Source organism: Antarcticimicrobium sediminis, from assembly GCF_004348975.1.
Classification (GTDB): Bacteria; Pseudomonadota; Alphaproteobacteria; order Rhodobacterales; family Rhodobacteraceae; genus Antarcticimicrobium; species Antarcticimicrobium sediminis.
Genome location: NZ_SMFP01000016.1, coordinates 1 through 25176, shown reverse-complemented (window position 1 = coordinate 25176; position 25176 = coordinate 1). Strand labels below are relative to the sequence as shown.

The window sequence follows — 25176 nt, the reverse complement described above, 5'->3', positions numbered from 1 at the left end:
ACGGTCAGAGCGATGAAACGAGGTGGCCACCGTCGGCCACGACTTCGGTTCCGGTCATGAAGCGGCCAAGATCGGAAATCAGAAGCAAAAGCGGGCCATCCAGATCCGAAGGCTGGCCAAGGCGGCGTTGCGGCACACGGCGGATAAGCGCCTGGCCCGGTTCGGACGCAAAGAAATCGCGGTTCAACTCGGTCTCGATATAGCCGGGGCAGAGCGCATTGACCCGAATGCCGTGCCGCGCCCATTCCAACGCCAGCGCGCGGCTCAATTGGATCAGCCCGGCCTTGGAGGCCGCATAGGCCGCCACATTTCCGGCTACACGCGCGCCAAGAATCGACGCCACGTTCACGATCGTGCCACCGCCACCCTTGGCAACCATTGCCTCCGCAGCGACACGCGCGACATGGAATGAGCCTTTGAGGTTTGTATCGAGAATGCGGTCGATATCCTGCGCCCCATGATCCAGCGCCGGGGCCGACAGGGTGGTTCCCGCATTGTTGACGACGATGTCGAACGCCCGCCCGCTCAACACCGTCTCGACGGAGCTCGGATCCGCGACATCCAGCGGCAAGGGCTCGGCCAGGCCACCCGCGTCGACGATCCCTTCGCAAATCGACGAAATCCGATCCAGCCGCCGCGCGGCCAAGGTGACCATTACGCCCTTGCCAGCCAGCAGACGCACAAAATGCTCGCCAAGCCCTGAAGATGCACCCGTCACGAGCGCCGTCCGTCCGGCAAGCCCCGGCCAGATCGATTGATCCGAAGACGTGGTGGACATGCTCGTCAAAGGCCTCCCCTCCTTATCCTGCAATATCGATTGCCCTATCTTTTTTTCGAGCGATCGCTCGAAAAACCTAGGCCAAGCCACGTTCCCGTGCAAGCCCTCGTTTATGTTTCTGAACGGAAGGCGTAGGTTGGAACCGAAAATGACGACAGGGAGACTGCGCGTGCTGGATATTGACGACTTGAGAACGGAGGCATTATGCCGTCACATTCTGGAGCGGCACCGCGATACGATCACTGTGAAGAAGCAGGATTTCGCCCTGCGCAAGCTCAAGGTCATCATCACCGCTGCGCTTGAATTGTCCAATCTCAAGGGCTTTCAGGTCATGTCGCTACGCGATCTGTCCAGCGCTTCGGGCGTTTCGATGGGGGGACTGTATGCCTATTTCGACACCAAGGACACGCTTCTGAAGATGATTTTGTCCGAAGTCACAGATGCTGTGCAGCGCACCCTTTCGACCCCACCGCCCGAGGTTTGCGGCGATCCGGAGGCACATCTGAACTGGCTTATCGACGCGCATGTGCGCATGACAGAGGAAATGCTGCCCTGGTTCACCTTTTCCTTCATGGAAGCCAAGAACTTTCCCCGCGCCGCGCGCCAAAAAGCAATCGACAGCGAAGAGCTGACGGAACGCTATATCGCCGATGTCTTAAACACCGGGATCGCATCACATGTCTTTCGCCGCGACACCTCGCCTCTGCTGGCCGCACTGATCAAGCCGCTACTGCAGGACTGGTATGTCAAGCGCGCCAAGTATCAACGCCGCGCGGTGCCCATCGACACCTATATATCCACTGTACAGACTCTGGTCCTGTCCGCCTGCCTGGAAAAACCCGATACTGGTGTCGGTGCAGTGAGCCGGTCTCAGGACACCTCCGCATGACCCAAAACAGTTTCAAAGAGGCCACGATAGCATCTACCAACCGCGATCTACTGACCAGTGCCCACTGGGGCACCTACTGGGTCGATGTCAGCGACGGACGCGTCACCAACCTCCGCACTTTCGAACACGACCCGGACCCCTCGCCCATCGGCCACGGGATCGTCAATGTGATGGACGGCCCGCTGCGGATCACCAGCCCCGCAGTCCGAAAAAGCTGGCTCGAGCACGGCCCCGGCACCCGTGGCGACCTGCGCGGTCAGGAAGATTTCGTCAGTGTCAGTTGGGACGAGGCAGAGCGCCTTGTCGCAACCGAGTTGGACCGGGTACGGACACAGCATGGCAACGACGCGATCTATGCCGGCTCCTATGGCTGGGCCAGTGCAGGGCGCTTCCACCACGCTCAAAGCCAGCTCAAGCGGTTTCTCAATTGCATCGGGGGCTTCACGTCTTCGGTCAACACCTACAGCTACGCCGCCGCCGAAGTAATCATGCCGCATGTTCTGGGCGACTTTTCCAGCCACCTCGAACGCCTCACATGTTGGGAGGTTCTGACCGAAAGCTGCGAGCTGTTCGTTGCATTCGGCGGCCTTCCAGTGTCGAACGGGCAGATCGGACAAGGTGGCGTCGGCGCGCATGTACAGCGCGCCGGGATGCTTTCCGCCCACGCCAACGGGACAAGGTTCGTCAACGTCTCACCTATGCGATCGGATGCGCTGGACCAACTTGGCGCCGACTGGCTGCCGCTGCGCCCCTCCAGCGATACCGCGATGATGCTGGGACTGGCGCAGACGCTGATCGAGGACGACCTGCACGATAGCACCTTTCTCGACCGCTACACCGTGGGGTTCGAGCGCTTTGCCGCCTACCTGCGGGGGGACACTGATGGCATCGCTAAGAACGCTGAATGGGCGGCCGCGCTCTGCGACATTCCAGCCGCGCGCCTGCGCACCCTGGCACACGATATGGCCGCACATCGGACCATGATTTCAACCTCCTACTCGCTCACCCGGCAGGAGCACGGCGAACAGCCGATCTGGGCAGCGATTGCGCTTGCCGCAATGCTGGGACAGATCGGCCTGCCCGGCGGCGGTTTCGGATTTGGCTATTCGGCAATGAACAATAACGGCCTGAACCGACGCTACGTTCCCTATGCCGCCCTGCCGCAAGGCAAGAACCCGGTCAAAAGCTATATCCCGGTGGCCCGGGTTTCCGACATGCTGTCCAATCCGGGCGGGACGGTCAACTACAACGGAAGAACTCTGACCTTTCCCAATATTAGGCTTGTCTGGTGGGCCGGGGGCAATCCGTTTCACCACCATCAGGATCTAAATCGACTGCGCGCGGCTTGGGCCAGGCCGGATACCGTGATTGCAAACGAATGGTGCTGGAACAGCCTAGCACGCCATGCCGATATCGTTTTGCCCTGCACGACACCGCTGGAACGTCGCGACATCGCCATGACGTCGAAAGACCCGTTCATCACCGCGATGGACCCCGCCGTTCCACCCGTAGGCGAGGCCCGGGACGATCATGTGATCCTGCGCGGTATCGCGGCCCGCATGGGGGTGGAGGATGCCTTCACCGAAGGCCGCAGCCCCGATGACTGGCTCCACTGGATTTACGAAACCTCGCGCGAATCGGCGGCGCGCGGTGGCATCACGTTGCCCGATTTCGACACGTTTCAGCAACAGGGCTGGGTTCGCGTACCGCTGCCAGAAAAGCGCGTCATCCTGATGGAGCAATTCCGCACCGACCCGGAAACCTATCCGCTCAAGACACCGAGCGGAAAGATCGAGATTTTCTCGGAAACCGTCGCAGGTTTCGATTACGAGGATTGCCCAGGCCATCCGGCGTGGCTCGAACCGCTTGAGTGGCTTGGACGCGCCACACTGGAGGCGCCCTTGCACATGATCTCGCCTCAGCCCAAGACGAAGCTGCATTCGCAGCTGGATCATGGTATCGTCAGCCGGAGCGACCGCATAAACGGGCGGGCACCGGTCCTGATGCACCCAAAAGATGCAGCGGAGCGGGGATTGGCCGAAGGTCAGACAGTACGGATCTTCAACCAGCGCGGCGCTTGTATGGCCGGATTGAAAATCGACGAATCGATCCGCCCTGGTGTCGTGCAGATCGCCACTGGCGCGTGGTACGATCCCGATGGCCCGACCTGCTTGCATGGCAATCCCAATACGTTGACGCAGGACAGGGGTACGTCACAGCTAGCGCAGGGGCCGATCGCGCATAGCTGCCTGGTTCAGATCGAGGCCGCAAAATGTGAGACGAAGCCCAAGATTGACAATCCTCCCATCAGGTCGAAGTTGAGGAGTGCCAAACTAGCTTGCGGTTGATTGAGAAGGATAAGAGACACCGTAAACTCAATGCGGCCGCCCGCGTAAATGCGACCTGGCGGCATGACCGACGCTCGCCTCTATCGCCACCACCGTTTCCCGCCCGATGTGATTGCCCATGCCGTCTGGTTGTATTATATCAGTCCGTTGTGACTGCTCTGGCAGATGGCACAAGGGTCGTTGCGACGGGCGATGTTGCGCAATTCAGCCTCTGACCTGAACAGGCCCTTTCCCAAGGTCGTTCAGGCGATGGCCTCGATCTCCGCCCTGCCGAGGGCGGAGAAGTGATTCATGATGGCGATGCGGATCTGGATTTCGGCGGTCTGGCAGTCAGGGTCTCGGTAAGTGCCCGGTTTCTACCGCAGTGGCTGGTCCTTGACGCGGGTGATGATTTCGGGCTCGTCGACGAAGTCATGGAGGAAGTTATGCCATGTCTCGTCGGACACGCGTGCGGGTTCGAGTATGTCGCGCAATTCGTCAATGCCGTCGTCGGTGAGCGCCGTGATGTACTCGTCCGGTCCGATGCGAACGCTTACGATGTTGCCATAGGAGAGATTGTCGTCGTTGCTGACGATTGCCTCGAGAAGTCCGGGATCCTCGCCCAGCCGGCTGGCGACGTGAACGATGGAGCAGACGTAGGTCGCTGCCGCCATCACGCAGCCTCGCTGTGTGGCTGGCCTGCTGGCTCCCAGTTCCAAGGAAGCAATTCGGCGAGTCTGTTGATCTTGTGATCGTGGATGCGGTCGAGGACATCGGCCAGGTAGGCCTGCGGATCGAGCCCCTTCATCTTTGCGGTTTCGATCAGGGTCATGGCGCGGGCGAGGGTTTCTCCGCCAGCGTCGGAGCCGGCAAATAACCAGTTGCGGCGGCCGACGCCGATCGGACGCATGCCGCGTTCCGCCGCGTTGTTATCGATGTCCCTGATGATGCTGGAACTGGACTGACACCGCACAAAGCAGCGAAGCTGACTTCGGATTTGAGCCCTTCAGCGCCGCCAATGCGACCTTCGCCTTGAACGCGGCGCTGTGGTTTCTCCTCAGACATTTTGCCATCTTTCGCTCCTTCGTCACGGCATGGCTGCCGGACCGGGAGCGGAAAATCCACCGAACCTACCAGTTCAGATTTCCAGAGCCATCTCTCGGGAGATCAGGTCTGGTCGGACGTGACGCCGTCAGCTTCCGCGATAAGTCGCCGCACGACGCTTACAGACATGAACATCCGCAGCGGCATCGTCGGCAACGACTGGAACCCGTAGCTTTCGTAGAGCGCTTTGCGGCGCGCAACCCGGTCAGGATCACCACAGTCGAGAACGTCCAGCATGACTACCGCGACACCGATTGCGTCCGCAGCTGCGGCAATCCGGCGCAAGGCGTCTACCAGAAGATCACCGCCATAACCGCCCCCGCGGAATTTCTGGTCACGCCCGATCATCGAGATGTAGGCTGCGGGAATATTTCCATGCGCCGGTCGGGTGCGGGCGTATTTCGTGGGCAGATCCCCATAGTCGACGGCATGGGCGTTGAGGGCATAAAAACCGATCAGAGCACCATCGGCGGTAACCATGACATAGAGGCGGACGTTGTCCGCCTTGGCGAGCTTGTTCGCCGTCTTCTGGAAATAGTTGTCGACCTGTTCGACGCCGCAAGAAAAAGCCGCTCGATCATGCCGGGAAGGATCGAACAGCTCGGTGACGATGCCCGCAGGCTCTGATGCCGCCACTATTTCGAAGTGACGGTTTCGCTGTGCCGGCGAAAAGCCGTGCGCAATGCATCAGTGGGTGCGGCAGGTGCATCCAGGGCGGTGAAAAACGCGTCATGATCGACCGGCTGCAATACCGTGCGCTCATGCGCCGAGATCGTCGCGAGAGCGGCCTGGTAAGCCGCGTTCATCGTGAAGACGGAGTCGTCCACGCCGGACAGCGCCGCTGCCTGCTGGATCGCGCTCTTGATGCGCGGTTTGGTCCGGAAGTTCATCCGGGCCTCGTTGCGCTCATCGATTGCGCGCGTGGTGTCATGGAAACCAAGCATGGTCGCCTCCTGTTTCGCTGCCCATCACGTACGCCATATTGACGTACATTTCAATCTCTCGATTTGGAAGGGATTGCCAGACACCGTAAAGTTAACGCGGCCGACCGAAAAAGTACGGCATGGTGGTATGACCGACGCTCGCCTCTATAACCGCCACCGTTTCCCGCCCGGCGTGATGGCCCATGTCGTCGGGCTGTATTTCCGGTTTCCCCAGAGCCTGCGGATGGTTGAAGGGGGGACCTTGATGCTGTAACCGCCCCACTCTACACCCGCGCCGCCCAAATTCTGTACCGCCCCTGACCAGTAATTTCGCGGATCAAGCCGCGCTGCACCAACAGGTCAAGGTTGCGTTGCACAGCGGGGCGAGAGACGCCGGTTTCGGCCTCGGCCATGGGGGCAGAGACCTGCGGCCAAGCCTCGAACAAGGCGATCAGCGCCGGCGGAGTCCGCCCCGAAAGATCGGCGACGCTGTCCTGCGCCCGCGACCGCCAAGCGGCGACGCGGTCGAGATGCAGCAGCGCCGCCAATGTCGCCCGTTCCGCCCCGCGCAGCCATGCGGCGAATTTCGCCTCCGGCGCCCCCTGCCCGCGCAGCGCATCGGCGCCGGTCTGCGCCAGCGGCAAGAACAAGGCCCCCTGCCCCGCCCCACGCACCATTGATGCGGCATGACGGGCGGCGAGCACCGCCGCCTCCAGATCCACCGCACCCGCCGGCCCCAGCGCGCGCCAAGCATGGAACAGCCGCGCTGCGGCAGTGATCGGATGCAGCGCCTGCCCGCAAATCCAGACCTCCGCCAGATCAGCCAACGGATCCTCAATGGCAGTATCGGGCTGACCCTGGTCCATCGATCCGGGCGACCGGTCCAGGAATGACGCCAGCTCGCCTCCGGGTGTCGGTCTCGGGGCAGGCCCCGAGGCCAGCCGCCGCATCGCCCAGCCAGCCCGCGCCAATGCCCGTTCAGTATCCTGGGTCGAGCCGATCCGCAGCGTGACCCAGAGCGCGATGCGCTCTTGCCCCAGCCGATCACCAGTCCACCAGCTCAGGTCCGAGACCTCGCGCAAAGCGAGACGCTGTCGCCACCCGTCCGGGGCCAAACGCAGGCGCTGATCCAGCGCCCCGAACAGACCCGCGACCTCAGCCAACTCCCGGGCGAGCGCGGCTTCTGCCGCCCGCCACGGCGCTGGATCGAACAGCGTACCGCTTTGGGGTCTGGGTTCGGGCGCCGCACCCGGCGGCACATCCTCGTCCGGATCAGGACCGGGCAGGAACCACAGATCTTCCTCGGCGACCTCCTCCTCTTCATCCAGGTCTTCCGGCTCTGGAATACCACTGCCAGGAAGCATCGGCTCAGGCTCCGGAGGCCAGCGGCAAGTCCAACTGCTCTGGAAGCCTCACATAGCCCCGGCGGCATTTCTCGGCCTCCAGACGTCGGGAAGCGGCCAGCGCCTCACCCACGGTGGCAAAGGTCTCGTACCGGTCGCGGCCACGGGTTCCGATCCGCCCCCAGCTGCGGCGCAGGCTCCAATACCCGAACAGGGTTGGTTGGATTTCGAGGTGATAAAACCGTGCCATGTTGTCCGACGGCACGTGACGTTCGAAATGCCCCCGCATGGCGATCTCCGGCTTCTCAAAATTCTCCGAGTATAATGGCACATTATCTGCTTAATGTGCAAAATATTCACTTAATAAATAGCACTGGCGGCTGTGTCGAACTCGCCTCATTAGACACGATAAGTGCCCGCGCGAGGCGGCGCGCCCAAATGCGCGATGGTCTCTGGACTTTCTGTCGGACAATCCTTCGTCACCAAAATCATGGTATTCTGCCTCTATATTTCGTCACGGTATGGCGTGAAACCGCGATTGTGAACAAGCATGCAATTTTGACCCCGTAGCGGGACTCTGTTGCGCAAATCGGATTGGGGATTCATCCCTTGAATCCAGCATGATAGCTGGGAGGCATGTGCAGACCATCACCCCCGACCTACAAGATCAGGAACTGGCGGGCCTACAACGAAGCGCTTAAGCGCCGGGGCTCGCTGACAATCTGGTTCGACCCCAAGATGACGTGGGAGGCCAAGCCGACCGGAAAGCGTGGCCGCCAGCCCACCTATAGCGACGCCGCGATCCAGGCCTGCCTGACGATGAAGGTGCTGTTCGGCATGGCGCTCAGGCAGACGACCGGTTTCGTCGAAAGCCTTTTGCAGCTGAGCGGGCTGGACTGGTCGGTACCGGATTTCAGCACCGTGTCACGCCGGCAGAAGACCCTGGCCGTGGACATCCCGTATCGGGGTTCGCAGGGGCCGCTACACCTTCTCATCGACAGCACCGGCATCAAGGTCGAGGGCGAAGGAGAGTGGAATGCCCGCAAGCATGGCGGTGCCAAACGCCGCGTCTGGCGCAAGGTTCACCTCGGGATCGACGAGAAAACACTGGAAATCCGGGCCGTGGAGTTCACCAGCAGCGGCATTGGCCCCTCTCGGCAGCATCCTTCGGATGCGCCTGCCGGGCAGCGGATGCGCCCATGCTGCCGGATTTGCTCGATCAGATTCCGCCTGAACAGGAGATCGGTAGCGTCACCGCGGACGGCGCCTACGATACCCGAAACTGCCACGATGCCATTGCTGACCGAGGCGCCGCCGCCGTCATCCCACCCCGGAAGAACGCAAAACCATGGAAGCCGAACACTGCCGGAGCGGTTGCGCGAAACGAAGCCCTCCGGGCGTCGAAATATCTCGGTCGGGCGCTCTGGCGAAACTGGAGCGGCTATCACCGCCGAAGCCGCGTCGAGAGCAAGATGCATTGCATGAAACTTCTGGGCCAGCGGCTCATGGCACGGGACTTCGACCTCCAGGTCGCCGAGCTTCAGGTTCGTGTCGCCGTCATGAACGGCTTCACCGCACTCGGCATACCCGTCACAGAGGCCGTGGGATAAGTGTGTCCGGGGAAAAGGGGGAGCTTGGCCGCCAATCAATTTGCGCAACAAAGTCCTGGCGAACCGCAAAAGGTTTTATCACCGGATTGTGCTGTCTGTCCTCCGGCAGGGCGTGACGCAGGGATGTTGGAGAACACGCCAGCAGGTTCAGGAGACCGGGCACCCGGCGGATCGCGATCCCCTCTGGCGGTGATCCTGCAATTTCATGCATCCCCCGCGTCAGTGCAACCCATGCCCGCAGACCTTTACTGCTGCCGCCGAATGATGCGCGCACCGAGCGATCTTTAACCAGTTGGTGCGTGACACGGCAGCGACCGATCGGGTACGTTCGAGCCCATGAAACATGTCCCCAAAGAAACCACGGATGATGCGCTTATTCAGGAATTCCTGAACAAGGGCGGCAAGGTCAGCGTCGGGAAGACCAAACCTCTTCCAAGCGAGTTGGGTTTGAGCAACAATTCCTGGAACAACACGCTGACCAAGGAAGAAAAGGCCGCGCGCAGCAAGAAGTGAGCATGGCGGCGGTCTCTTCATGCCTCCCCCCCTACCCGCCGCAGATGTCGCAATCACCTTGGCGATGCCGACACAGCAGACCAAGTGGAAGAGGTGTGAATACCGTCCGCCCTTAGCACAGACTGTGCGTATGACACCTATGGCCCTCAGCCGAACCTGCAATGAAGGGCTCCGGCAAATGTTAGTGAGCGGCACCGCGACGTTGTAGAATTTGCATCCCAATTGCCATTGCTGGTCCGATGCCCAAGGCAAAGAAAACCGTGCCCAAACCAAGCGTACCGCCCAACGCCCAACCGATCGCGACGACCGTCAGTTCAAGACACATGCGCACGAGCGCGATGGGGCGATGTGTAACAGTCTGAAGCCCGGTCATGAGGCCATCTCTGGGCCCTGGGCCCAGGTTCGCGATCAGGTATATCGCCCCCCCGAATCCGGTCACAAACACCCCCACCAAAGCCAGCACGGCATTCGCAACATACGTCTTGAATTCTGGCAAAAAGGGCAGCACGTATTCCAGCACCAACGCTATTATGATCGCGTTGAGGATCGTTCCCATACCGGGTGTTTGCTTGAGAGGGATCCACAATGCCAAGACGGATGCGCTGAGGACAAAGGTCGCGAATCCCAAGCCCCACCCTGTGACCGTGGTCACGCCTTGCGCGAACAAGGTCCACGGGCTCACGCCAACACCTGCTGTGACCAGCAATGCCTCTCCCAGACCAAAGACCACCAAGCCAATGATGAGAAATCCGACGGATGCCAATGGCGGTTTCATGGTGAACGCCTTTGGCGAACTCCAGCGGAGCTTTGGAACAGATGTGACCGAAAGAAAACTCAAAGCTGGATCCACGCAAAAGCGGCAAGTAGGTGGGGTTTGTGCCAGTTCAGATGAGACACAACAAGACGAACCTTTGCAGAGCACGCGTGGCGCCCGGAATGTCGCGCCATCCCGGTCCGATGGCCACGTCATCCTGTCCGGTGCCGTCGAAGATCTTGAAGCCCCATCCCGAAGGCGTATACCGCTTCTATGTCAGTAAGAAATTTCACCATACATATGCGGGACGATGGCAGCGCCCGCCTCTCGCTCAGCTACAAGGGCGCACGCCAAAATGGCATAAATCGTATCTCTTATGAAATCTCGGCAACGGATCTGGTCCAACTCGTCCTGTTCGAGGCAGCCATCGGTCTGCGGGACGCTCTTGGTGCGCACCGACGCGGCGAATTGGCGCTTGACGGGCTGGTGCTGAAATACGGGGCCGGGGATAGGGACCTACTCTCTTTTGACCGACAACTCGGGTTCTCATCGCAGACGGCCTTCTGCCCCTTGAAGGAATTCCATGCCGCAATGGCAGAGGTCACGGAGAGTTGCCTCGCACGGGCAGAGACCTCAAAGCACGGGGCTTCGCTAAAAGGTAGTCTGGCTCAATGCCGTATTCCTGAAACGCTGTTGGCGGGTATGAGCCCTGATATCGCAGATCAGATACTTTATCGTCTCCGCGAAATGGCCCTGCTAATTCTTGCAGAAGACGTCGCCTCAAGAGGGTCTGCTCTGGCGCGCGAGCTACGGGGTCGGAAGACGCAAAAGGACGCGGTCGAAATGATTGAAGCGGTCCTCTTGTCCCTTGTGAATGAATTTGTCGACGACGAAGACTTTCGACGTGACGATTGTGCGAGGTTGCTTGAGCCGTCCGAGAAGTACTAAAATGGCTGTCCGGTACTTCTGAAATCCGCACCAACATTTCAGCGCGCCCTCTTGGCGAGGGCGGAGGTAAAGCCGCAGTCAGTGCAGGTGAACGGATTCCTCTGGCGTAAGGTCGGCGTTGATGATGTGCCCCCGTCCCTGACGGCAGCCGGTCGCGGAGTCCGGAGTGGGGCTTTGCTTGTGTCGTCGTCAGTGGCCTGTGGGCGTTAAAGGACAATGCCGAACTCAGCCGTGGTGCCGCTCAAGGAAGGCGCCGAGGAAATCCAGCAACTGACGGGCCGTGAAACTCTGATGGCGCGCCACCGAATGGCTCAGTTCCAGCAAAGTTTCGATGCGGCTGCGCGGCGCGAAGGGCCGCATCACCAGATCACCATCGTCAATCTCGCGCTGCACCGCCATCTGCGGCAGGATCAGCACTGCCGACCCGCTGCGCGCCAGTTCCTTCTGCAACTCCAGCGACGAGGTGGTGAAGGCGGTTTCAAACGGTTCGAACCCATACGCCCTAAGCCGGGTGTCAAAGCTGCGCCGCACACCGAAGCTGCGGTCAGGCAAGGCGAGGCGATGGTCGACGATGTCGGGGATGGTGATCTGTTCCAGTTCGGCCAGCGGGTGCCGTGGTGACAGGATCGGTTCGTGTCGCAGGGGCATCCGGAACCGGGTCATCACCCGCGCATCGGCGGGGGCGAACATGGTCACCGCCATGTCGGTCTGCCCAGTTGCCACCGCGTCAAGCGCGCTCTGCGCCGAGGTGACCACCACTTCGATCGTGATATGGGGATGCATGCTGGAGAACTCGGACATCGCCGGCGCAAGGATCGAGCTGATCGCCGCGCCGTTCACATGCACCGATACATGGCCGCGCCGCAGCCCTTTCAACTCGTCGATCATCTGCTTGGCCGTGCTCAGCTCACGCGCCACGTCACGCGACTTGGCCGCGATCACCTCTCCCGCCGCGGTCAGCCGCACGCCGCGCGGTGTGCGTTCGACCAGCGGTGTGCCGAACTCGCGTTCGAGCTTGTCGATCTGACGGGCCACGGCGGTGGGCGAGACACCGCTAGCCTCTGCAGTCTGACGGATCGACCCCGAGCGGACCAGTTCTTGAAATAGTGTGATGGTGGACAAATCCATGAGGAGCTCCGTTGAGTGCAACGGTTTTCGTAGCACAGTGACTTTGTATTTTCAGTTTTAATGTCACTCGATCTGTTCTTTGATCCGTCGTCAAGCTGTGACGAAGACCACACTGACATTCACAAGACAGGGAACCGACATGTCTCTTACTCTTTGCGCCTTTGCCCGGTCCGTTTCGACCGCCGCTTTCATCGCCGCCGCACCGCTCGCGGCCCTCGCCGGTGGCGAGGTCAGCTTCATCCAGGCGGTCGAACCCGCGGGCCTCGATCCGACCGAAGGCTCGCCCGTGGCCTCTGGCCAGGTGACTTGGCAGAACGTCTTTGAGGGGCTGGTCACCATCGACCGCGACGGCGCGCTGCAGCCGCAACTCGCCGACGACTGGGACATCTCGGAGGATGGGCTGACCTATACCTTCCATCTGCGGCCTGACGTGCGCTTCCACAATGGCGCGGCCTTCGACAGCGCAGTGGCCAAGTTCAGCCTTGAGCGCATCCTTGCCGAGGAGTCGACAAACGGTCAGAAGGCTCTTTTCACGGTGATCGAGACGGTAAACGCGCCCGACGCTGAAACGCTGGTGCTGCATCTTTCCGCGCCCTCGTCGGACCTGCTCTACTGGCTGGGCTTCCCGGCGGCGGTGATGGTCGAACCCGGCTCGGTCGAAACCAACCGCAGCGCGCCGGTGGGCACCGGCCCGTTCAAGGTGGATGAGTGGCGCCAGGGCGACCGGGTGATCATGAGCGCCAACGCCGATTACTGGGACGGCACGCCCGCGCTTGACGCGCTGACCGCACGGTTCATCGCCGATCCGCAGGCACAGGTCGCCGCGCTGCGCTCCGGTCAGGTCGACGGCATCGCAGAATTTGGCGCCCCCGAACTGTTCGAGCAGTTCACCGCCGATGACACCTTTACCACCCATGTCGGGGCCGGTGAGATGGAGATCGTCGCGGGCATGAACAACGAAAAACCGCCCTTCGATGACGTGCGCGTGCGCCAAGCGCTGATGATGGCGGTGGATCGCAACATGCTGGTCGAGGCCGTGAAATCTGGCTACGGAACGCCCATCGGCTCGCATTTTTCGCCGGCCAGCCCGTTCTACGAGGATCTGACGGACGCGTTTTCCTACGACCCCGAGGCCGCCAAGGCGTTGCTGACCGAGGCCGGCTATGGCGACGGGTTCGAATTTACCTTCAAGGTGCCCACCCGTACCTATGCGCAGCGTTCGGCCGAGATCCTGCAGGCCTATTTCGCGCAGATCGGCGTGACGGCGAACATCGAGAGTTCGGATTTCCCGGCGACATGGATCCAGGATGTGTTCAAGGACACCAATTACGACATGACCATCATCGGTCATGCCGAACCGCTGGACATCAATGTCTACGCCCGCTCTCCCTATTACTTCAACTACGACAACCCCGAGTTCAATGCGGCTATCGCGGGCATCGCCGCGGCGGCGAGCCCGGAAGCGCGGGCCGAAGGGTACCGGTCGGCGCAGGAAATTCTCGCGCAGGACATGCCGGCGCTGTTCCTTTACTCCGAGCCGAAGCTGGGAATCTGGAAGACCGGTCTGGAAGGCGTCTGGCTGAACGGCCCCGTGCCGGCCAATGACATGACCGACGTGCGCTGGTCCGACTAGGGCCGCGCATCAGGGCTGGTCGAGATATCCCCGGCCGCGCCCTGTCACCTTTCCCGGACAGACATCCCGCAGAACAGGCCCTTCGGGGGCCGAGAGGTATCATGCTTGCACTCAAGAGATTGGCCCGGCAGATCGGCGGCTTGGGGATCGTTCTGGCGATCGCCTCGCTGGTGATCTTTCTGCTGATCGAGGCCGCCCCGGGCGATCCCGCCTCGATCATCCTGGGCACCAGCGCTTCGCCCGACACCGTCGCCGCGCTGCGCACAGATCTCGGGCTCGATCGCCCGCTCCTGCTGCGCTACCTGTCTTGGATAGGCGGGGTGTTTACCGGCGATCTGGGCAATTCCTACACCTATGACACGCCGGTCTCGGCGCTGATCGCCAACCGGCTGGCAGTAACCGCGCCGCTGACGCTGATCGCCACGCTGCTGTCGATCGTCATCTCGCTGCCGCTCGGCGTCTGGGCCGCTAACCGCCCGAACGGACCGGTGGACACGCTCGCCTCGTTGTTCTCCCAGGTGGGCATCGCAGTGCCAAATTTCTGGATCGGGCTGCTGCTGATACTCGGTGTCGCGCTGGGGCTGGGCTGGCTCACCCCCGGCGGTTTTCCCGGCTGGGACGCCGGTTTCTGGCCCGCCCTCGAAGCGCTGATCCTGCCCTCGATCGCGCTCGCCGTGCCGCAATCAGCGGTGCTGACGCGGGTGACGCGGGCGGCGGTGATCGAGGTGACCAACGAGGACTTCATCCGCACCGCCCGCGCCAAGGGTATGAGCCGCACCCGCGCGCTCTGGCGCCACGCCGTGCCTAACGCGCTGTTGCCGGTGGTCACCATGCTGGGGCTGCAGATCCCCTTCCTGATCTCGGGCGCGGTGCTGGTCGAGAACGTATTCACCCTGCCGGGGATCGGCACGCTTGCCTATCAGGCGCTATCGCAGCGCGACCTGATCGTGGTGCAGAACGTGGTGCTCATGTTTACCCTGATCGTGATGGTCGTGAACGTCATCGTCGACGCGCTTTACGCGGTGCTCGACCCACGCCTGAGAGGCCGGACATGAAGAAACTCCCCTTCTCGCTCATCGCCGGTGGGCTGATCACCGGCGCGCTGCTGGTCGCAGCGCTGCTGAGCCGGGTCTGGACCCCGGTCGATCCTACCGCGATGAACATCCTCAACCGCCTCAAGGCTCCGGGCGAGGCGGGCCTGTTGGGCGCCGACCAGATCGGCCGTGACGTGCTGTCGATCATCATGGCCGGCGCCTGGACCTCGCTGGGCATCGCGGTGACGGCAACGCTGCTGGGCGGCGCCATCGGCACGCTGGTCGGCGTCTCGGCCGCCGCCAAGGGCGGTGCGTTCGAACGTGGCACGATGGCGATCAACGGTGTGCTCTTCTCCTTCCCGCCGATCCTTTCGGCGATCCTGCTGGGCGCGCTGATGGGACCGGGGGCGCTGACCTCGATCACCGCCATCGGCGTGTTCATGATCCCCGTTTTCGCGCGCGTCACTCGTGGCGCGGCACTGCAAATCTGGTCGCGCGATTTCGTTCAGGCGGCGCGCATGGCCGGCAAGGGCCCGGCGCTGATCACCCTGCAACACGTCATCCCCAACATCTCGGCGCAGATCATCGTGCAACTGGCGATCCAGACCGGGCTTGGCATCCTGTCCGAGGCGGGGCTCAGCTTTCTCGGTCTGGGGGTCGCGCCGCCGACGCCAAGCTGGGGCCGGATGCTGGCCGATGCGCAGACCTTCCTTTCGGCCGCACCGCACCTCGTGCTTGCACCGGGGCTCGCCATCGCCGCTGCGGTGCTTGGCCTCAACCTGCTGGGAGACGGGCTGCGCGATCTGACCGACCCAAGACGGAGGCAGGCATCATGATGCTTTCTGTTCAGGACTTGCGCGTGTCCTTCGCGCGTGAATACGGCGATCCGGTCGAGGTCATCCACGGGATCAGCGTCGATCTGGAAAAGGGCGAGACACTGGGCATCGTCGGCGAGAGCGGCTCGGGCAAATCCGTGCTGTCGCTGGCGACCATGGGGCTGCTGCCGCGCACCGCGCGGGCGAGCGGCAAGATCCTGCTCGACGGTGAAGACATCCTGACCATGTCCGAGCGCCAGCTGTGCCGGGTGCGCGGGCGCAAGATCGGCATGATCTTCCAAGAGCCGATGACCGCGCTGAACCCGTCGATGCGCGTGGGGGCACAGATCGCCGAGGGATTGCGCCTGAACCGCGCGCTGTCACGCCGCGATGCCCGGGCCGAGGCGCTGCGCCTGCTGGAAATGGTGCAAATTCCCCGCGCAGCCGAGCGCATCGACAGCTTCCCGCACGAGATGTCGGGCGGACAACGTCAGCGGGTGGGCATTGCCATCGCGCTGGCGTTGGAGCCCGAGTTGCTGATCGCAGACGAGCCGACCACCGCCCTTGACGTGACGGTGCAGGCCGAGGTTCTCGGCATTCTCGACGAACTGGTGAGCGAGCTGGGCATCTCGCTGGTCCTGATCTCGCATGATCTGGGCGTCATCGCCCGCATCGCTGACCGCACGCTGGTCATGTACCGCGGCGACGAGATGGAGCAGGGCGAAACCGAGCAAGTGCTGCGCCGGCCTTCGCATGAGTACACGCGCAAGCTCATCTCGGCGCTGCCGGGCCGGGTACGCGCTTCGCTGGAGATGTCCGATGGCTGAAATCCTCAAGGTACAGAACCTCAGCCGCCATTTCGATCTGGGCGGCACGACTGTGAAGGCGCTGGACGATGTCACGCTGGGCCTTGAAGAGGGGAAAATCCTCGGCGTGGTGGGCGAAAGCGGGTCGGGCAAGTCGACTCTGGCCAAGCTGGTGATGGCGCTCGATCGGCCAACCTCGGGCGAGGTTCTGCTTGATGGGCAGAACCTGTTTGCCATGTCGCCGCGTCAGCTCTGCGCGGCGCGCCGCAACTTCCAGATGGTGTTTCAGGATCCCTACAGCTCGCTTGATCCGCGCCAGACCGTGGGCACCATCGTGGCCGAGCCGCTGCATCTTGATCCGGGCGCACCGAAAGGCGCAGATCGCCGCGAGATGGTCGGCGCGCTGCTCGAGGACGTGGGTCTGTCGGTGGGCGATCTGACGCGCTATCCGCACGAATTTTCCGGCGGGCAGCGGCAGCGCATCGCCATTGCCCGCGCGCTGATCACCAAGCCGCGGCTGCTGGTCGCGGACGAGGCGACCTCGGCGCTCGACCTGACGGTGCAGAAGCAGATCCTTGAGCTGATCCTCAAACTGCGCGCCGAGCATGGCGTCAGCGTGCTGTTCATCACCCACAACATCGGCGTGGTCGATGAGATCTGCGACGAGGTGGCGGTGATGCAGCACGGCAAGCTGGTCGAGACCGGCGCCGCCCGCGCCGTGCTCGACCATCCGCAGCAGGAATATACCCGCCAACTTCTCTCGGCCGAACCCACCCTTGAGGTCATCGGCCGCAAGGGGCGCCGCGTCGCAAGCCGCTGACGGAAGCATATCAGAGCCGCATATAAGAAAGGTCCTTTCAATGTCTGAAATCCTAAACAAATCCGCGCGTGAAACGCTGACGGCCTTCGCCGCGAAAGACCTGTCGCCAGTCGAATACATGCAGGCGCTGATCACACGCGTCGAAGACAGCGAACCGCAGGTCGGCGCGCTTTACGCTTTCGAGCCCGAGCGGTCGCTGGAAGAGGCCAAGGCGTCGGAAGCGCGCTATATGGCCGGAACGCCGAAAGGCCTGCTCGATGGGATGCCGGTGACGATCAAGGATCTGATCGCGATGAAGGGCGAGCCGGTGCCGATGGGGACCGCAGCGACCGAACTGATCCCGGCTGCCGAGGATGCGCCGATCCCCGCGCGCCTGCGCGAGGATGGCGCGATCATGTTCGCCAGAACCACCTGCCCCGACTACGGCATGCTGTCATCGGGGCTGTCGAGCTATCACAATCTGGCCCACAATCCGTGGAAGCTGTCCGAGAACCCCGGCGGCTCCTCTGCCGGGGCCTCGGCGGCGGGCGCGGCGGGCTACGGCCCGCTGCATATCGGCACCGATATCGGTGGATCGATCCGCCTGCCCGCAGGTTGGACGGGGCTTTTCGGCTTCAAACCGACGCTGGGGCGGATCCCGATCTATCCCTATTACACTGGCCGCTGCGCCGGTCCGATGACGCCAACGGTGGATGACGCCGCGCTGCTCATGCCGACGATTACCCGTCCCGACTGGCGCGACGCCACCGCACAGCCCTATGAGGCCATCGACTGGCAGGTGCCGGCCGCCGACGTGCGCGGCATGAAGATCGGGCTGATGCTGGATGCGGGCTGCGGCATTGACCCCGAACCAGAGGTGATCGCCGCCGTACAGGCCGCCGCCGATACCTTTGCCGCGCAGGGGGCCGAAATCGTGCCGATCGCGCCGGTGCTGACGCGCGAGATGCTCGACGGGCTCGACATTGCCTGGCGCGCGCACTTCTGGGGCATCATAGAAGCACTGGCGCCCGAACGGCGCGACATGATCCTGCCCTATATCCGGCAATGGGCCGAGGCCGGGGCCAGCGCGTCTCCGGTCGCGGTGGCGCTGGGGGCCGATCAGACCTTTGCCATGCGCGAGTCGACCGCCAAGGCGTTCCAACACGTCGATGCGATCCTTACGCCGGTCAATCCCAACGTCAGTTATCCCGCCGACTGGGCTTCGCCCACCAATGACCCGGCCCTCCCGTTTGAGCATATCGGCTTCACCGTGGCGTGGAACATGGGAGAGCAGCCCGCCTGTTCGATCAACTGCGGTTTCTCTGCAAGCGGCATGCCGATCGGGTTGCAGATCGTCGCGCCGCGCTTTCAGGACACAAAGGTCTTCGCGTTGGCCAAGGCCTTTGAAGGGTGGCGCGGTCCGATTACCAACTGGCCTCGCTTTGACCGCGAGAGGACTTCGGCCTGACAATCTTTCAGGCTCTCATCTTGGGGTCTTCTAGGCGTTAGTGGGCGGTGGCAGCGAGGAGAAATTCGTCGTTTGCCCCGCCTGGCGTCTTTGCTCGTGGCATGGATGGCGCCTACCTTGGCACGGTCAGGAGCAAGCCGTTGGCAACACAGGCGGTTCTGATCGGCTATGTCCTGAGAAAACTGGACATATCCCTTGTGCCGGTGGCCCTTGGGCTTCCGCTGGCGCCGATATGGAGAACAACCCGCGCCGGGCGCTGTCGACCTCCGGTGGAGGTTTTTCCATTCTCTTTAGAAGCTGGATCGCTTTGGTGATCTATGCCTTCACTGCGCGGATGTTGGCCATGGCGCGGCGTCGACCCAAGCGCGACACCCTCTGATCCGGTTGCTGACCCCACCTCGATAACTTGTTCGGGGGCATTGCCAAGTTGATCCACTTCCCCATCTCGGATAACGGGCGCCGTGACGTTTCCCACCTCGATGCCAAGCCTGAAAGGCTTTCGTTTCCCCCCGCGAGATCATCTCGTATGCCGTCTGGGCCTACCATCGGTTTGCGCTCAACACGGCCGATGTCGAGGGCCTGCTCGCCGAGCGTGGTGTCGTCGTCAGCCGCGAGGCCATTCGTCTCTGGGTGAACCGGTTCGGCCCCCAATTCGCGGCTTGTATCCGGCGCGATCGCCCCCGGCCGAGCGACAAATGGCGTATGGATGAGGTCGTCGTCCCGATCAACGGCATGAAAAACTGGCTGTGGCGGGCCATCGATGCCAACGGAGACGTTCTCGATGTTCTCATTCAGCCCCGCCGCAACGCCAAAGCCGCAAAGCGTTTCTTCGCTCGTTTGGTTGCTGCCTATGGCGATCCGCGTGTCGTGATCACCGACAAGCTCCGCAGTTATACCAAGCCGATCCAGGCCATCGCGCCTGACACTGACCATCGAGCACACAAGGGCCTCAACAATCGGATCGAGGGGTCACATCGACCGACGCGGAAACGGGAAAAGATCATGGGCCGGTTCAAGTCACCACGCCAGGCACAACGGTTTCTCGCTGCCCACGATCAGGTCAGCACGATTTTCCGACCCCGCCGCTATCGCCTTTCCGCTCTTTCCTACCGCCACGCCAGAGCTGACGCATTCGACCTCTGGAACGGATATGCTGTCGAAATATCGGCCTAAATGCCCGATCTCACCCATATCGCAATCCACGTCAGATAACTTGGCAATGCCCGACGAAGTCTTGATCCGGATCAAGAACCTGATGCCTTGGCTTTGGCGGGCGGTGGACGATAATGGCGATGTCCAAGATCTCGCCGCACGGGATAAGAGCTACAATGTGAGGCTGTGACAGCACTTACAATCGATCTGCGCCGCCGTTGGCATATCGATGCCGTCGGCGGACGGTCACTTCGCCCCGACCGGGTTGCAACGCGCATCCTCCCGGTGTCACGGTTTGCAACACCGTTTCCGCATTCACGAAAACGTGCGCACACACCACTAGACGACTGGTCTAATTTAGCCTAGATGTCCAAACATGAAAACGGAAACACCAGACACGAAAAGCCAGATATTGATGGTCGGGCGCAAGCTGACCGCAGAGCACGGCTATGCGGGCGTTGGGTTGAACCAACTACTGACGGCGGCGAATGTCCCGAAGGGTTCCTTTTATCACTATTTCCCGTCGAAAGAGGCCTATGGCTGCGCCCTTTTGGAGGAATTCATCGCGCAATATCGTGCAAGCCTTGCCGAGACATTGAACGATCCGACGCGAAATGCGCATGACCGATTTCTTGCCTATTTCGAGGGGTGGAAACGCCATCAGACGAGCCCGAACCCCGAAGACCGCTGCCTTGTTGTGAGGTTGTCTGCAGAAGTGGCCGATCTCTCGGAAAACATGAGCCAGATTCTTCAGCGCGGCGTGGATTGTATCGTCGAAAGCCTGAGCGACGTGCTCACTCAGGGTATTGCCGAAGGATCGGTCCCGCACTTGGACGATCCCACGCTTCTGGCGCGATCAACCTACTATCAATGGCTTGGCGCAAGTCTCGTCGCCGGGCTGTCGCACAACGAAGAGCCGCTGAATGCGGCCATGACAGCCACGATCGAAGCCGTCAGACCGGGTTAATTTTTTTGACCAACAACTAGACGACCGGTCTAATACAGGAAGACTCCCATGAAAATCTTCTACAAGACATCTGCCACGGCAACCGGCGGACGTTCGGGCGTCACCACCTTGGGTGACGGGTCCCTCACCTTCGAGATGGCCCCGCCGGGTGGAAAGAAAACAGGGCAAAACCCCGAACAGCTGTTCGCCTTGGGCTATGCGGCCTGCTTCGACAGCGCCATGGATCTGACCGCAAAGTCCCTCGAGATGGAGCTGCACGACGCGCGCACCACGGTTGAAGTCGGGATCGGCCAGCGGGCCGACGGCGGCTATGGCCTCGACCTTGATATTACCGCGCATCTGCCCGGCCTTTCGCCCGAGGATGCCCAACGCCTGATCGAGGCCAGTCATCAGGTTTGTCCCTATTCACATGCCACACGCGGAAACATCGATGTGCGCTTGCATGCTATCACCGAAGGAAACTGAGACATGAATAACTTCGATTTTCACAACCCGACCCATATTCTGTTCGGCAAGGGGCGCATTTCGGATCTGAACGATCAGATCCCAGCAGATGCAAAAGTGCTGATCCTCTATGGCGGCGGCAGCGCGGAGCGTACGGGTGTTCTCGGTCAGGTTCGCAAGGCTCTGGGCGACCGCATGGTCGTCGAGTTCGGCGGTATTGAACCGAACCCTCGTTTCGCGACCGCGATGAAGGCCGTGCAAGTGATCGCCGATGAAGGTGCCACATTCCTGCTTGCCGTTGGTGGTGGCTCGGTGATCGACGCCACGAAATTCATCGCGGCGGCATCAAGGTTCAAGGGCGATCCTTGGGAAATCCTGACCTCACGCGGCGCGGTGGTGAAAGAGGCCATGCCGTTCGGCACCGTTCTCACCTTGCCCGCAACGGGATCGGAAATGAACTCGGGGGCTGTGATCACCAATGCTGAAAAGGGTGCGAAACTGCCGTTCCTCAGCGCGCATTGCTATCCGGTCTTCTCGATCCTTGACCCGGAATTGACTTACACCTTGCCGCCGCGCCAGATCGCGAACGGGGTCGCGGATGCTTTCGTGCATATCATCGAGCAATATCTCACCTATCCGGTGGCCGCCCGCGTGCAGGATGGGTTTGCCGAAACGCTTTTGCGCACCTTGATCGAACTGGGACCCAAGGCGCTTGATGCGCCCAAGGACTATGACGTTCGCGCCAATCTCATGTGGACGGCGACGCTGGCCTTGAACGGGTTGATCGGTGCCGGTGTGCCCCAAGACTGGGCCAGCCACATGATCGGCCATGAGATCACCGCCTTCAATGACACCGACCATGCCCGGACACTCGCCGTTGTGCTGCCCGCTTTGCTGAACGACCAGCGCGGACCGAAACGGGAAAAGCTGTTACAGTACGCCGCCAATGTCTGGAACATCCGCGAGGGGGAGGACGACGCACGCATTGATGCTGCGATCGAGGCCACCCGCGACTTCTTCCATCGGATGGGTATCCAGACACGGCTTGGTGATTATGGCGTGGCCGCGTCCGATATCGAGACCATCGTTTCCGCCCTGACCGAGCACGGGATGACCCAGCTTGGAGAACAGGGTGCGATAACCCCCGAAGATGCCCGTCGTATCCTCGAAACCGCTCAATAAGAGAGATCCCAGATGACACAGATAGACACTCGCAATCGCCAACTCGTTCTGGCGCAACGCCCCAAAGGCACGCCGAGCAAAGACACGCTCAACCTGATCGAGACCGAGGTTCCCACGCCCGGTCCGGGTCAGATGTTGCTGCAAACGCAATACCTGTCGCTTGACCCCTACATGCGCGGACGCATGAGCGATGCCCCCTCCTATGCCGCACCGGTGGACATCGGCGGCGTGATGGTGGGCGGCACCGTCGCGCGCGTCGTCGCATCGCAAGTGAAGGGTTTCGCGGAAGGTGACTGGGTTCTCAGCTTCAACGGGTGGCAGGACTATGCGCTTTCCGATGGCATGGGTGTGACCAACCTCGGCAAATCGCCAGCCCACCCGTCCTGGGCGCTTGGCATCCTTGGCATGCCCGGGTTTACCGCATGGGCAGGGCTGACCCAGATCGGCGCGCCCAAGGCTGGGGAAACCATCGTCGTCGCCGCCGCAACCGGCCCTGTCGGGGCCACCGTGGGGCAGATCGGCAAGCTTCTTGGCTGCCGCGTTGTCGGTGTCGCGGGCAGCGCAGAGAAATGCGCCTATGCGGTCAAAGACCTCGGGTTCGACGCCTGTATCGACCACAAGGCCGACGACTTTGCCGAGCAACTCGCCAAGGCCAGCCCTGCCGGAATCGACGTCTATTTCGAGAATGTCGGCGGCAAGGTTCTCGATGCGGTCATCCCCCTGTTGAACGCCAACGCACGAATTCCGCTCTGCGGTTTGGTTTCACAGTACAATGCGACCGAACTGCCCGCAGGTCCGGACCGGATGAACTGGCTGATGGGGCAGATCCTGCGCAAGAAGGTCAAGGTGCAGGGCTTCATCATTTTTGATGACTTCGGCCATCTCTATCCTGAATTCGCCGCCCAGATGGGCGCGTGGATCGAAGCCGGAAAAATCAAGTATCGCGAAGAAATCATCGACGGGCTTGAAAACGCACCGGACGCCTTCATCGGGCTTCTCAAGGGTGACAATTTCGGCAAGCGCGTTATCCGCGTTGCCCAAGCATGACTGGAAAAACAATGAAAATTCTGATGGTCCTTACCTCCCACGATCAGCTTGGGGATACGGGAAAAAAAACCGGCTTCTGGCTGGAGGAATTCGCCGCACCCTATTACGTCTTCAAGGATGCGGGCGCAGAGATCACGCTGGCCTCGCCCAAGGGGGGACAGCCCCCGATCGATCCGGTGAGCGATGATGAAAACGCGCAAACCGACGACACGCGGCGGTTCAAGGCGGACGCGGCGGCGCAGCAACAACTAGCGTCGACCCTCAAACTCGCCGATGTCTCCGAGGAGGGTTTTGATGCGATCTTCTATCCGGGCGGACACGGACCACTTTGGGATTTGGCCGAGGATGCAGACAGCAAGCGCCTGATCGAGGCGTTTGCCTCCGCCGGGCGCCCCGTCGGCGCCGTTTGCCACGCACCCGCGATCTTTCGCCATACGAAAGGAACGGATGGCAAACCTCTGGTCTCGGGCCGCAAGGTGACCGGTTTCTCGAACAGCGAAGAAGACGCCGTGGGCCTGACAGAGACCGTCCCCTTCCTGGTGGAAGACATGCTCAAAGCCAATGGCGGAAATTTCGAGAAAGGGGCCGATTGGGACGCGTTTATTCTGCGCGACGGGAACTTGGTCACCGGCCAAAACCCGGCCTCTTCCTCGGGTGCCGCAGAACAGATAGTGGCGCTTCTGAAGTAGACTGCCCCCTAAGACAAGATCGCGGCGAATGGCCTTCGCCGCGACAGTCCTAAACCTCAGGCTCGTTAACTTTCATAGTCAAAAGATGACGGTTGCGGCGAGAACGACGGCAGAGAAGAAGACTTTCGGACATCGGTCGTAACCGGTTGCGATACGTCGCCAATCCCTGAGCCGCTCATGATGTGGGCTGGGTGTCGCAGATGGAAGATTATCGCAACAGGCGGAGTGGTTTTGTCAGGTTGTTGGTGCCGGGTTGAGTTTGCGGTGGAACCCAAACTCAGACGGTCAACTCGGCTGCATAGCCGGCCCACAGCGTGAACGCATCGGACCTGGTATGGTGGTAGGATTTTGCGGACAGACGGTGACGTTTCGGGCGGAACAGACTGGCGGCCTGGTCATGCACTGACAGGAACTTCTGCGCCTGGCGCGGGGATTTGAACCGCCCCATGATTTTCTCGCGCCGCCTTGTGTGCCGGTGGGACGCCTCACTTCGGTTGTTCAACCCTTTGTGCTGGCGATGTTCGAGCCCCGGTGCGATCTCCGCCTTGGCCGCCCCGTAGGACCGCAGTTTATCCGTGACAAGGACCCGAGGCTGACCCCAGCGTTTCATGAGTTTGCGGAGGAAACGCAGCGCCGCAGCCTTGTTGCGGCGCGATTGGACTAGGATATCGAGCACATCTCCATTGGCGTCCACGGCCCGCCTGTGAATCGGCATGCGAAATTGACCCACTTGGGTGGGTTATGAGCGAGTAAAATTGACCCACCTGCCACGTTAGAATCCGCGCTGGATAGCGCGGAGGAATGAGCAGGTGATATTGATGGA

The 25176-nt window shown here is 61.6% G+C and carries 25 protein-coding genes and 7 pseudogenes; 20 read left to right on the top strand and 12 right to left on the bottom strand.

The genetic code is table 11. From position 1 onward, the window contains the following. Window positions 1-4: 4 nt before the first annotated feature. A complete protein-coding gene (locus E1B25_RS18470; RefSeq protein ID WP_132831069.1) occupies window positions 5-778 on the bottom strand; it encodes an SDR family NAD(P)-dependent oxidoreductase in 774 nt (257 codons plus the stop codon). Between E1B25_RS18470 and E1B25_RS18465 the strand changes: the two genes are divergently transcribed. Together E1B25_RS18465 and E1B25_RS18460 are read left to right on the top strand one after the other, a co-directional pair. Further along, window positions 777-1667, top strand: a complete 891-nt coding sequence (locus E1B25_RS18465) for a TetR family transcriptional regulator (RefSeq protein ID WP_245510771.1) — start codon at window positions 777-779, stop codon at window positions 1665-1667. The genes E1B25_RS18470 and E1B25_RS18465 overlap by 2 nt on opposite strands. Then, entirely contained in the window at window positions 1664-4015 is a 2352-nt protein-coding gene (locus E1B25_RS18460; RefSeq protein WP_132831068.1) for a molybdopterin guanine dinucleotide-containing S/N-oxide reductase, read from the top strand. Before E1B25_RS18465 ends, E1B25_RS18460 begins: the two co-directional genes overlap by 4 nt. Window positions 4016-4257: 242 nt before the next feature. On the opposite strand, the pseudogene E1B25_RS22380 reads toward E1B25_RS18460, so the two are convergent. From E1B25_RS22380 to E1B25_RS18435, 5 genes and pseudogenes are all read right to left on the bottom strand, one after another. Continuing rightward, a pseudogene (locus E1B25_RS22380) lies at window positions 4258-4356 on the bottom strand (IS5/IS1182 family transposase); the annotation flags it as partial. A gap of 15 nt (window positions 4357-4371) precedes the next feature. Next, the gene (locus tag E1B25_RS18450; protein ID WP_132831067.1) at window positions 4372-4668 is read right to left on the bottom strand and encodes a hypothetical protein; all 297 of its coding nucleotides are present in this window, start codon (window positions 4666-4668) and stop codon (window positions 4372-4374) included. After that, window positions 4668-4931, bottom strand: a pseudogene (locus tag E1B25_RS18445) (transposase domain-containing protein); the annotation flags it as partial. The gene E1B25_RS18450 and the pseudogene E1B25_RS18445, both read right to left, overlap by 1 nt. 230 nt (window positions 4932-5161) lie before the next feature. Continuing rightward, entirely contained in the window at window positions 5162-5734 is a 573-nt protein-coding gene (locus E1B25_RS18440; RefSeq protein ID WP_132831066.1) for a GNAT family N-acetyltransferase, read from the bottom strand. Next, a complete protein-coding gene (locus tag E1B25_RS18435; protein ID WP_132831065.1) occupies window positions 5734-6042 on the bottom strand; it encodes a type II toxin-antitoxin system TacA family antitoxin in 309 nt (102 codons plus the stop codon). Before E1B25_RS18435 ends, E1B25_RS18440 begins: the two co-directional genes overlap by 1 nt. Window positions 6043-6169: 127 nt before the next feature. Between E1B25_RS18435 and E1B25_RS18430 the strand changes: the two are divergent. After that, a pseudogene (locus E1B25_RS18430) lies at window positions 6170-6274 on the top strand (IS6 family transposase); the annotation flags it as partial. 31 nt (window positions 6275-6305) lie between these two features. Here E1B25_RS18430 and E1B25_RS18425 read toward each other — a convergent pair. Together E1B25_RS18425 and E1B25_RS18420 are read right to left on the bottom strand one after the other, a co-directional pair. Next, window positions 6306-7385: a helix-turn-helix domain-containing protein gene (locus E1B25_RS18425; RefSeq protein WP_132831064.1), complete on the bottom strand. Its 1080-nt coding sequence runs from the start codon at window positions 7383-7385 to the stop codon at window positions 6306-6308. Window positions 7386-7389: 4 nt separating this feature from the next. After that, entirely contained in the window at window positions 7390-7695 is a 306-nt protein-coding gene (locus tag E1B25_RS18420) for a WGR domain-containing protein (protein WP_245510767.1), read from the bottom strand. 305 nt (window positions 7696-8000) lie between these two features. Between E1B25_RS18420 and E1B25_RS18415 the strand changes: the two are divergent. Both E1B25_RS18415 and E1B25_RS22220 read left to right on the top strand, forming a co-directional pair. Then, a pseudogene (locus tag E1B25_RS18415) lies at window positions 8001-8974 on the top strand (IS5 family transposase). 336 nt (window positions 8975-9310) lie between these two features. After that, window positions 9311-9487 carry a hypothetical protein gene (locus E1B25_RS22220; RefSeq protein WP_165937674.1) on the top strand — a complete coding sequence of 59 codons (177 nt, stop codon included), beginning with the start codon at window positions 9311-9313 and terminating at the stop codon, window positions 9485-9487. Window positions 9488-9668: 181 nt separating this feature from the next. Here E1B25_RS22220 and yczE read toward each other — a convergent pair whose 3' ends face one another. Continuing rightward, a complete protein-coding gene (yczE, locus tag E1B25_RS18410; protein ID WP_245510766.1) occupies window positions 9669-10262 on the bottom strand; it encodes a membrane protein YczE in 594 nt (197 codons plus the stop codon). A 279-nt stretch (window positions 10263-10541) separates the two neighbouring features. Here yczE and E1B25_RS18405 point away from each other — a divergent pair, with 279 nt between their 5' ends. After that, on the top strand, window positions 10542-11189 hold the full coding sequence (locus E1B25_RS18405) for a hypothetical protein (protein ID WP_132831062.1): 648 nt from the start codon (window positions 10542-10544) through the stop codon (window positions 11187-11189). A gap of 225 nt (window positions 11190-11414) precedes the next feature. On the opposite strand, the gene E1B25_RS18400 is transcribed toward E1B25_RS18405, so the two are convergent. Beyond that, window positions 11415-12317 (bottom strand): LysR family transcriptional regulator, encoded by a 903-nt coding sequence (locus E1B25_RS18400; protein ID WP_132831061.1) that lies wholly within the window; start codon window positions 12315-12317, stop codon window positions 11415-11417. Window positions 12318-12456: 139 nt separating this feature from the next. Here E1B25_RS18400 and E1B25_RS18395 point away from each other — a divergent pair, with 139 nt between their 5' ends. From E1B25_RS18395 to E1B25_RS18335, 14 genes and pseudogenes are all read left to right on the top strand, one after another. Beyond that, window positions 12457-13950 carry an ABC transporter substrate-binding protein gene (locus tag E1B25_RS18395; protein WP_132831060.1) on the top strand — a complete coding sequence of 498 codons (1494 nt, stop codon included), beginning with the start codon at window positions 12457-12459 and terminating at the stop codon, window positions 13948-13950. Window positions 13951-14051: 101 nt separating this feature from the next. Further along, window positions 14052-15005 carry an ABC transporter permease gene (locus E1B25_RS18390; RefSeq protein WP_165937673.1) on the top strand — a complete coding sequence of 318 codons (954 nt, stop codon included), beginning with the start codon at window positions 14052-14054 and terminating at the stop codon, window positions 15003-15005. Next, complete coding sequence (locus tag E1B25_RS18385; protein WP_132831059.1) at window positions 15002-15820, top strand: ABC transporter permease; 819 nt, start codon at window positions 15002-15004, stop codon at window positions 15818-15820. Before E1B25_RS18390 ends, E1B25_RS18385 begins: the two co-directional genes overlap by 4 nt. Beyond that, complete coding sequence (locus tag E1B25_RS18380) at window positions 15817-16626, top strand: ABC transporter ATP-binding protein (RefSeq protein WP_132831058.1); 810 nt, start codon at window positions 15817-15819, stop codon at window positions 16624-16626. The genes E1B25_RS18385 and E1B25_RS18380 overlap by 4 nt, the downstream gene beginning before the upstream one ends. Beyond that, the gene (locus tag E1B25_RS18375) at window positions 16619-17425 is read left to right on the top strand and encodes an ATP-binding cassette domain-containing protein (protein ID WP_132831057.1); all 807 of its coding nucleotides are present in this window, start codon (window positions 16619-16621) and stop codon (window positions 17423-17425) included. Before E1B25_RS18380 ends, E1B25_RS18375 begins: the two co-directional genes overlap by 8 nt. A 40-nt stretch (window positions 17426-17465) precedes the next feature. After that, the gene (locus E1B25_RS18370) at window positions 17466-18872 is read left to right on the top strand and encodes an amidase (protein WP_132831056.1); all 1407 of its coding nucleotides are present in this window, start codon (window positions 17466-17468) and stop codon (window positions 18870-18872) included. Window positions 18873-19104: 232 nt separating this feature from the next. Next, window positions 19105-19251 carry a hypothetical protein gene (locus E1B25_RS18365; RefSeq protein ID WP_245510765.1) on the top strand — a complete coding sequence of 49 codons (147 nt, stop codon included), beginning with the start codon at window positions 19105-19107 and terminating at the stop codon, window positions 19249-19251. Window positions 19252-19333: 82 nt separating this feature from the next. Continuing rightward, window positions 19334-20045, top strand: a pseudogene (locus tag E1B25_RS18360) (IS6 family transposase). Between the two features lie 46 nt (window positions 20046-20091). Continuing rightward, window positions 20092-20214: a hypothetical protein gene (locus E1B25_RS22760; protein ID WP_280960255.1), complete on the top strand. Its 123-nt coding sequence runs from the start codon at window positions 20092-20094 to the stop codon at window positions 20212-20214. A gap of 186 nt (window positions 20215-20400) precedes the next feature. Next, window positions 20401-20991 (top strand): TetR/AcrR family transcriptional regulator, encoded by a 591-nt coding sequence (locus tag E1B25_RS18355; RefSeq protein ID WP_132831054.1) that lies wholly within the window; start codon window positions 20401-20403, stop codon window positions 20989-20991. Window positions 20992-21039: 48 nt separating this feature from the next. Then, window positions 21040-21456 (top strand): organic hydroperoxide resistance protein, encoded by a 417-nt coding sequence (locus tag E1B25_RS18350; RefSeq protein WP_132831053.1) that lies wholly within the window; start codon window positions 21040-21042, stop codon window positions 21454-21456. A 3-nt stretch (window positions 21457-21459) separates the two neighbouring features. Next, window positions 21460-22617, top strand: a complete 1158-nt coding sequence (locus E1B25_RS18345) for an iron-containing alcohol dehydrogenase (protein WP_132831052.1) — start codon at window positions 21460-21462, stop codon at window positions 22615-22617. Window positions 22618-22629: 12 nt separating this feature from the next. Beyond that, window positions 22630-23664, top strand: coding sequence for an NADP-dependent oxidoreductase (locus E1B25_RS18340; RefSeq protein ID WP_132831051.1), 1035 nt, complete (start codon window positions 22630-22632; stop codon window positions 23662-23664). A gap of 11 nt (window positions 23665-23675) precedes the next feature. Beyond that, complete coding sequence (locus E1B25_RS18335; protein ID WP_132831050.1) at window positions 23676-24353, top strand: type 1 glutamine amidotransferase domain-containing protein; 678 nt, start codon at window positions 23676-23678, stop codon at window positions 24351-24353. 78 nt (window positions 24354-24431) lie between these two features. Here the strand turns inward: E1B25_RS18335 and E1B25_RS18330 are convergent. Continuing rightward, window positions 24432-24527, bottom strand: a pseudogene (locus tag E1B25_RS18330) (IS5/IS1182 family transposase); the annotation flags it as partial. Between the two features lie 103 nt (window positions 24528-24630). Continuing rightward, a pseudogene (locus tag E1B25_RS18325) lies at window positions 24631-25053 on the bottom strand (IS6 family transposase); the annotation flags it as partial. Window positions 25054-25176 lie beyond the last annotated feature (123 nt).

Excerpts from the sequence above, each read along its gene's own strand:
- E1B25_RS18465 (WP_245510771.1), top strand. The coding sequence starts at position 777 with ATGCTCGTCAAAGGCCTCCCCTCCTTATCCTGCAATATCGATTGCCCT.
- E1B25_RS18470 (WP_132831069.1), bottom strand. The coding sequence starts at position 778 with ATGTCCACCACGTCTTCGGATCAATCGATCTGGCCGGGGCTTGCCGGA.
- E1B25_RS18460 (WP_132831068.1), top strand. The coding sequence starts at position 1,664 with ATGACCCAAAACAGTTTCAAAGAGGCCACGATAGCATCTACCAACCGC.
- E1B25_RS18450 (WP_132831067.1), bottom strand. The coding sequence starts at position 4,668 with ATGGCGGCAGCGACCTACGTCTGCTCCATCGTTCACGTCGCCAGCCGG.
- E1B25_RS18435 (WP_132831065.1), bottom strand. The coding sequence starts at position 6,042 with ATGCTTGGTTTCCATGACACCACGCGCGCAATCGATGAGCGCAACGAG.
- E1B25_RS18425 (WP_132831064.1), bottom strand. The coding sequence starts at position 7,385 with ATGCTTCCTGGCAGTGGTATTCCAGAGCCGGAAGACCTGGATGAAGAG.
- E1B25_RS22220 (WP_165937674.1), top strand. The coding sequence starts at position 9,311 with ATGAAACATGTCCCCAAAGAAACCACGGATGATGCGCTTATTCAGGAA.
- yczE (WP_245510766.1), bottom strand. The coding sequence starts at position 10,262 with ATGAAACCGCCATTGGCATCCGTCGGATTTCTCATCATTGGCTTGGTG.
- E1B25_RS18405 (WP_132831062.1), top strand. The coding sequence starts at position 10,542 with ATGCGGGACGATGGCAGCGCCCGCCTCTCGCTCAGCTACAAGGGCGCA.
- E1B25_RS18400 (WP_132831061.1), bottom strand. The coding sequence starts at position 12,317 with ATGGATTTGTCCACCATCACACTATTTCAAGAACTGGTCCGCTCGGGG.
- E1B25_RS18395 (WP_132831060.1), top strand. The coding sequence starts at position 12,457 with ATGTCTCTTACTCTTTGCGCCTTTGCCCGGTCCGTTTCGACCGCCGCT.
- E1B25_RS18390 (WP_165937673.1), top strand. The coding sequence starts at position 14,052 with ATGCTTGCACTCAAGAGATTGGCCCGGCAGATCGGCGGCTTGGGGATC.
- E1B25_RS18385 (WP_132831059.1), top strand. The coding sequence starts at position 15,002 with ATGAAGAAACTCCCCTTCTCGCTCATCGCCGGTGGGCTGATCACCGGC.
- E1B25_RS18380 (WP_132831058.1), top strand. The coding sequence starts at position 15,817 with ATGATGCTTTCTGTTCAGGACTTGCGCGTGTCCTTCGCGCGTGAATAC.
- E1B25_RS18375 (WP_132831057.1), top strand. The coding sequence starts at position 16,619 with ATGGCTGAAATCCTCAAGGTACAGAACCTCAGCCGCCATTTCGATCTG.
- E1B25_RS18370 (WP_132831056.1), top strand. The coding sequence starts at position 17,466 with ATGTCTGAAATCCTAAACAAATCCGCGCGTGAAACGCTGACGGCCTTC.
- E1B25_RS18365 (WP_245510765.1), top strand. The coding sequence starts at position 19,105 with ATGGAGAACAACCCGCGCCGGGCGCTGTCGACCTCCGGTGGAGGTTTT.
- E1B25_RS22760 (WP_280960255.1), top strand. The coding sequence starts at position 20,092 with ATGCCCGACGAAGTCTTGATCCGGATCAAGAACCTGATGCCTTGGCTT.
- E1B25_RS18355 (WP_132831054.1), top strand. The coding sequence starts at position 20,401 with ATGAAAACGGAAACACCAGACACGAAAAGCCAGATATTGATGGTCGGG.
- E1B25_RS18350 (WP_132831053.1), top strand. The coding sequence starts at position 21,040 with ATGAAAATCTTCTACAAGACATCTGCCACGGCAACCGGCGGACGTTCG.
- E1B25_RS18345 (WP_132831052.1), top strand. The coding sequence starts at position 21,460 with ATGAATAACTTCGATTTTCACAACCCGACCCATATTCTGTTCGGCAAG.
- E1B25_RS18340 (WP_132831051.1), top strand. The coding sequence starts at position 22,630 with ATGACACAGATAGACACTCGCAATCGCCAACTCGTTCTGGCGCAACGC.
- E1B25_RS18335 (WP_132831050.1), top strand. The coding sequence starts at position 23,676 with ATGAAAATTCTGATGGTCCTTACCTCCCACGATCAGCTTGGGGATACG.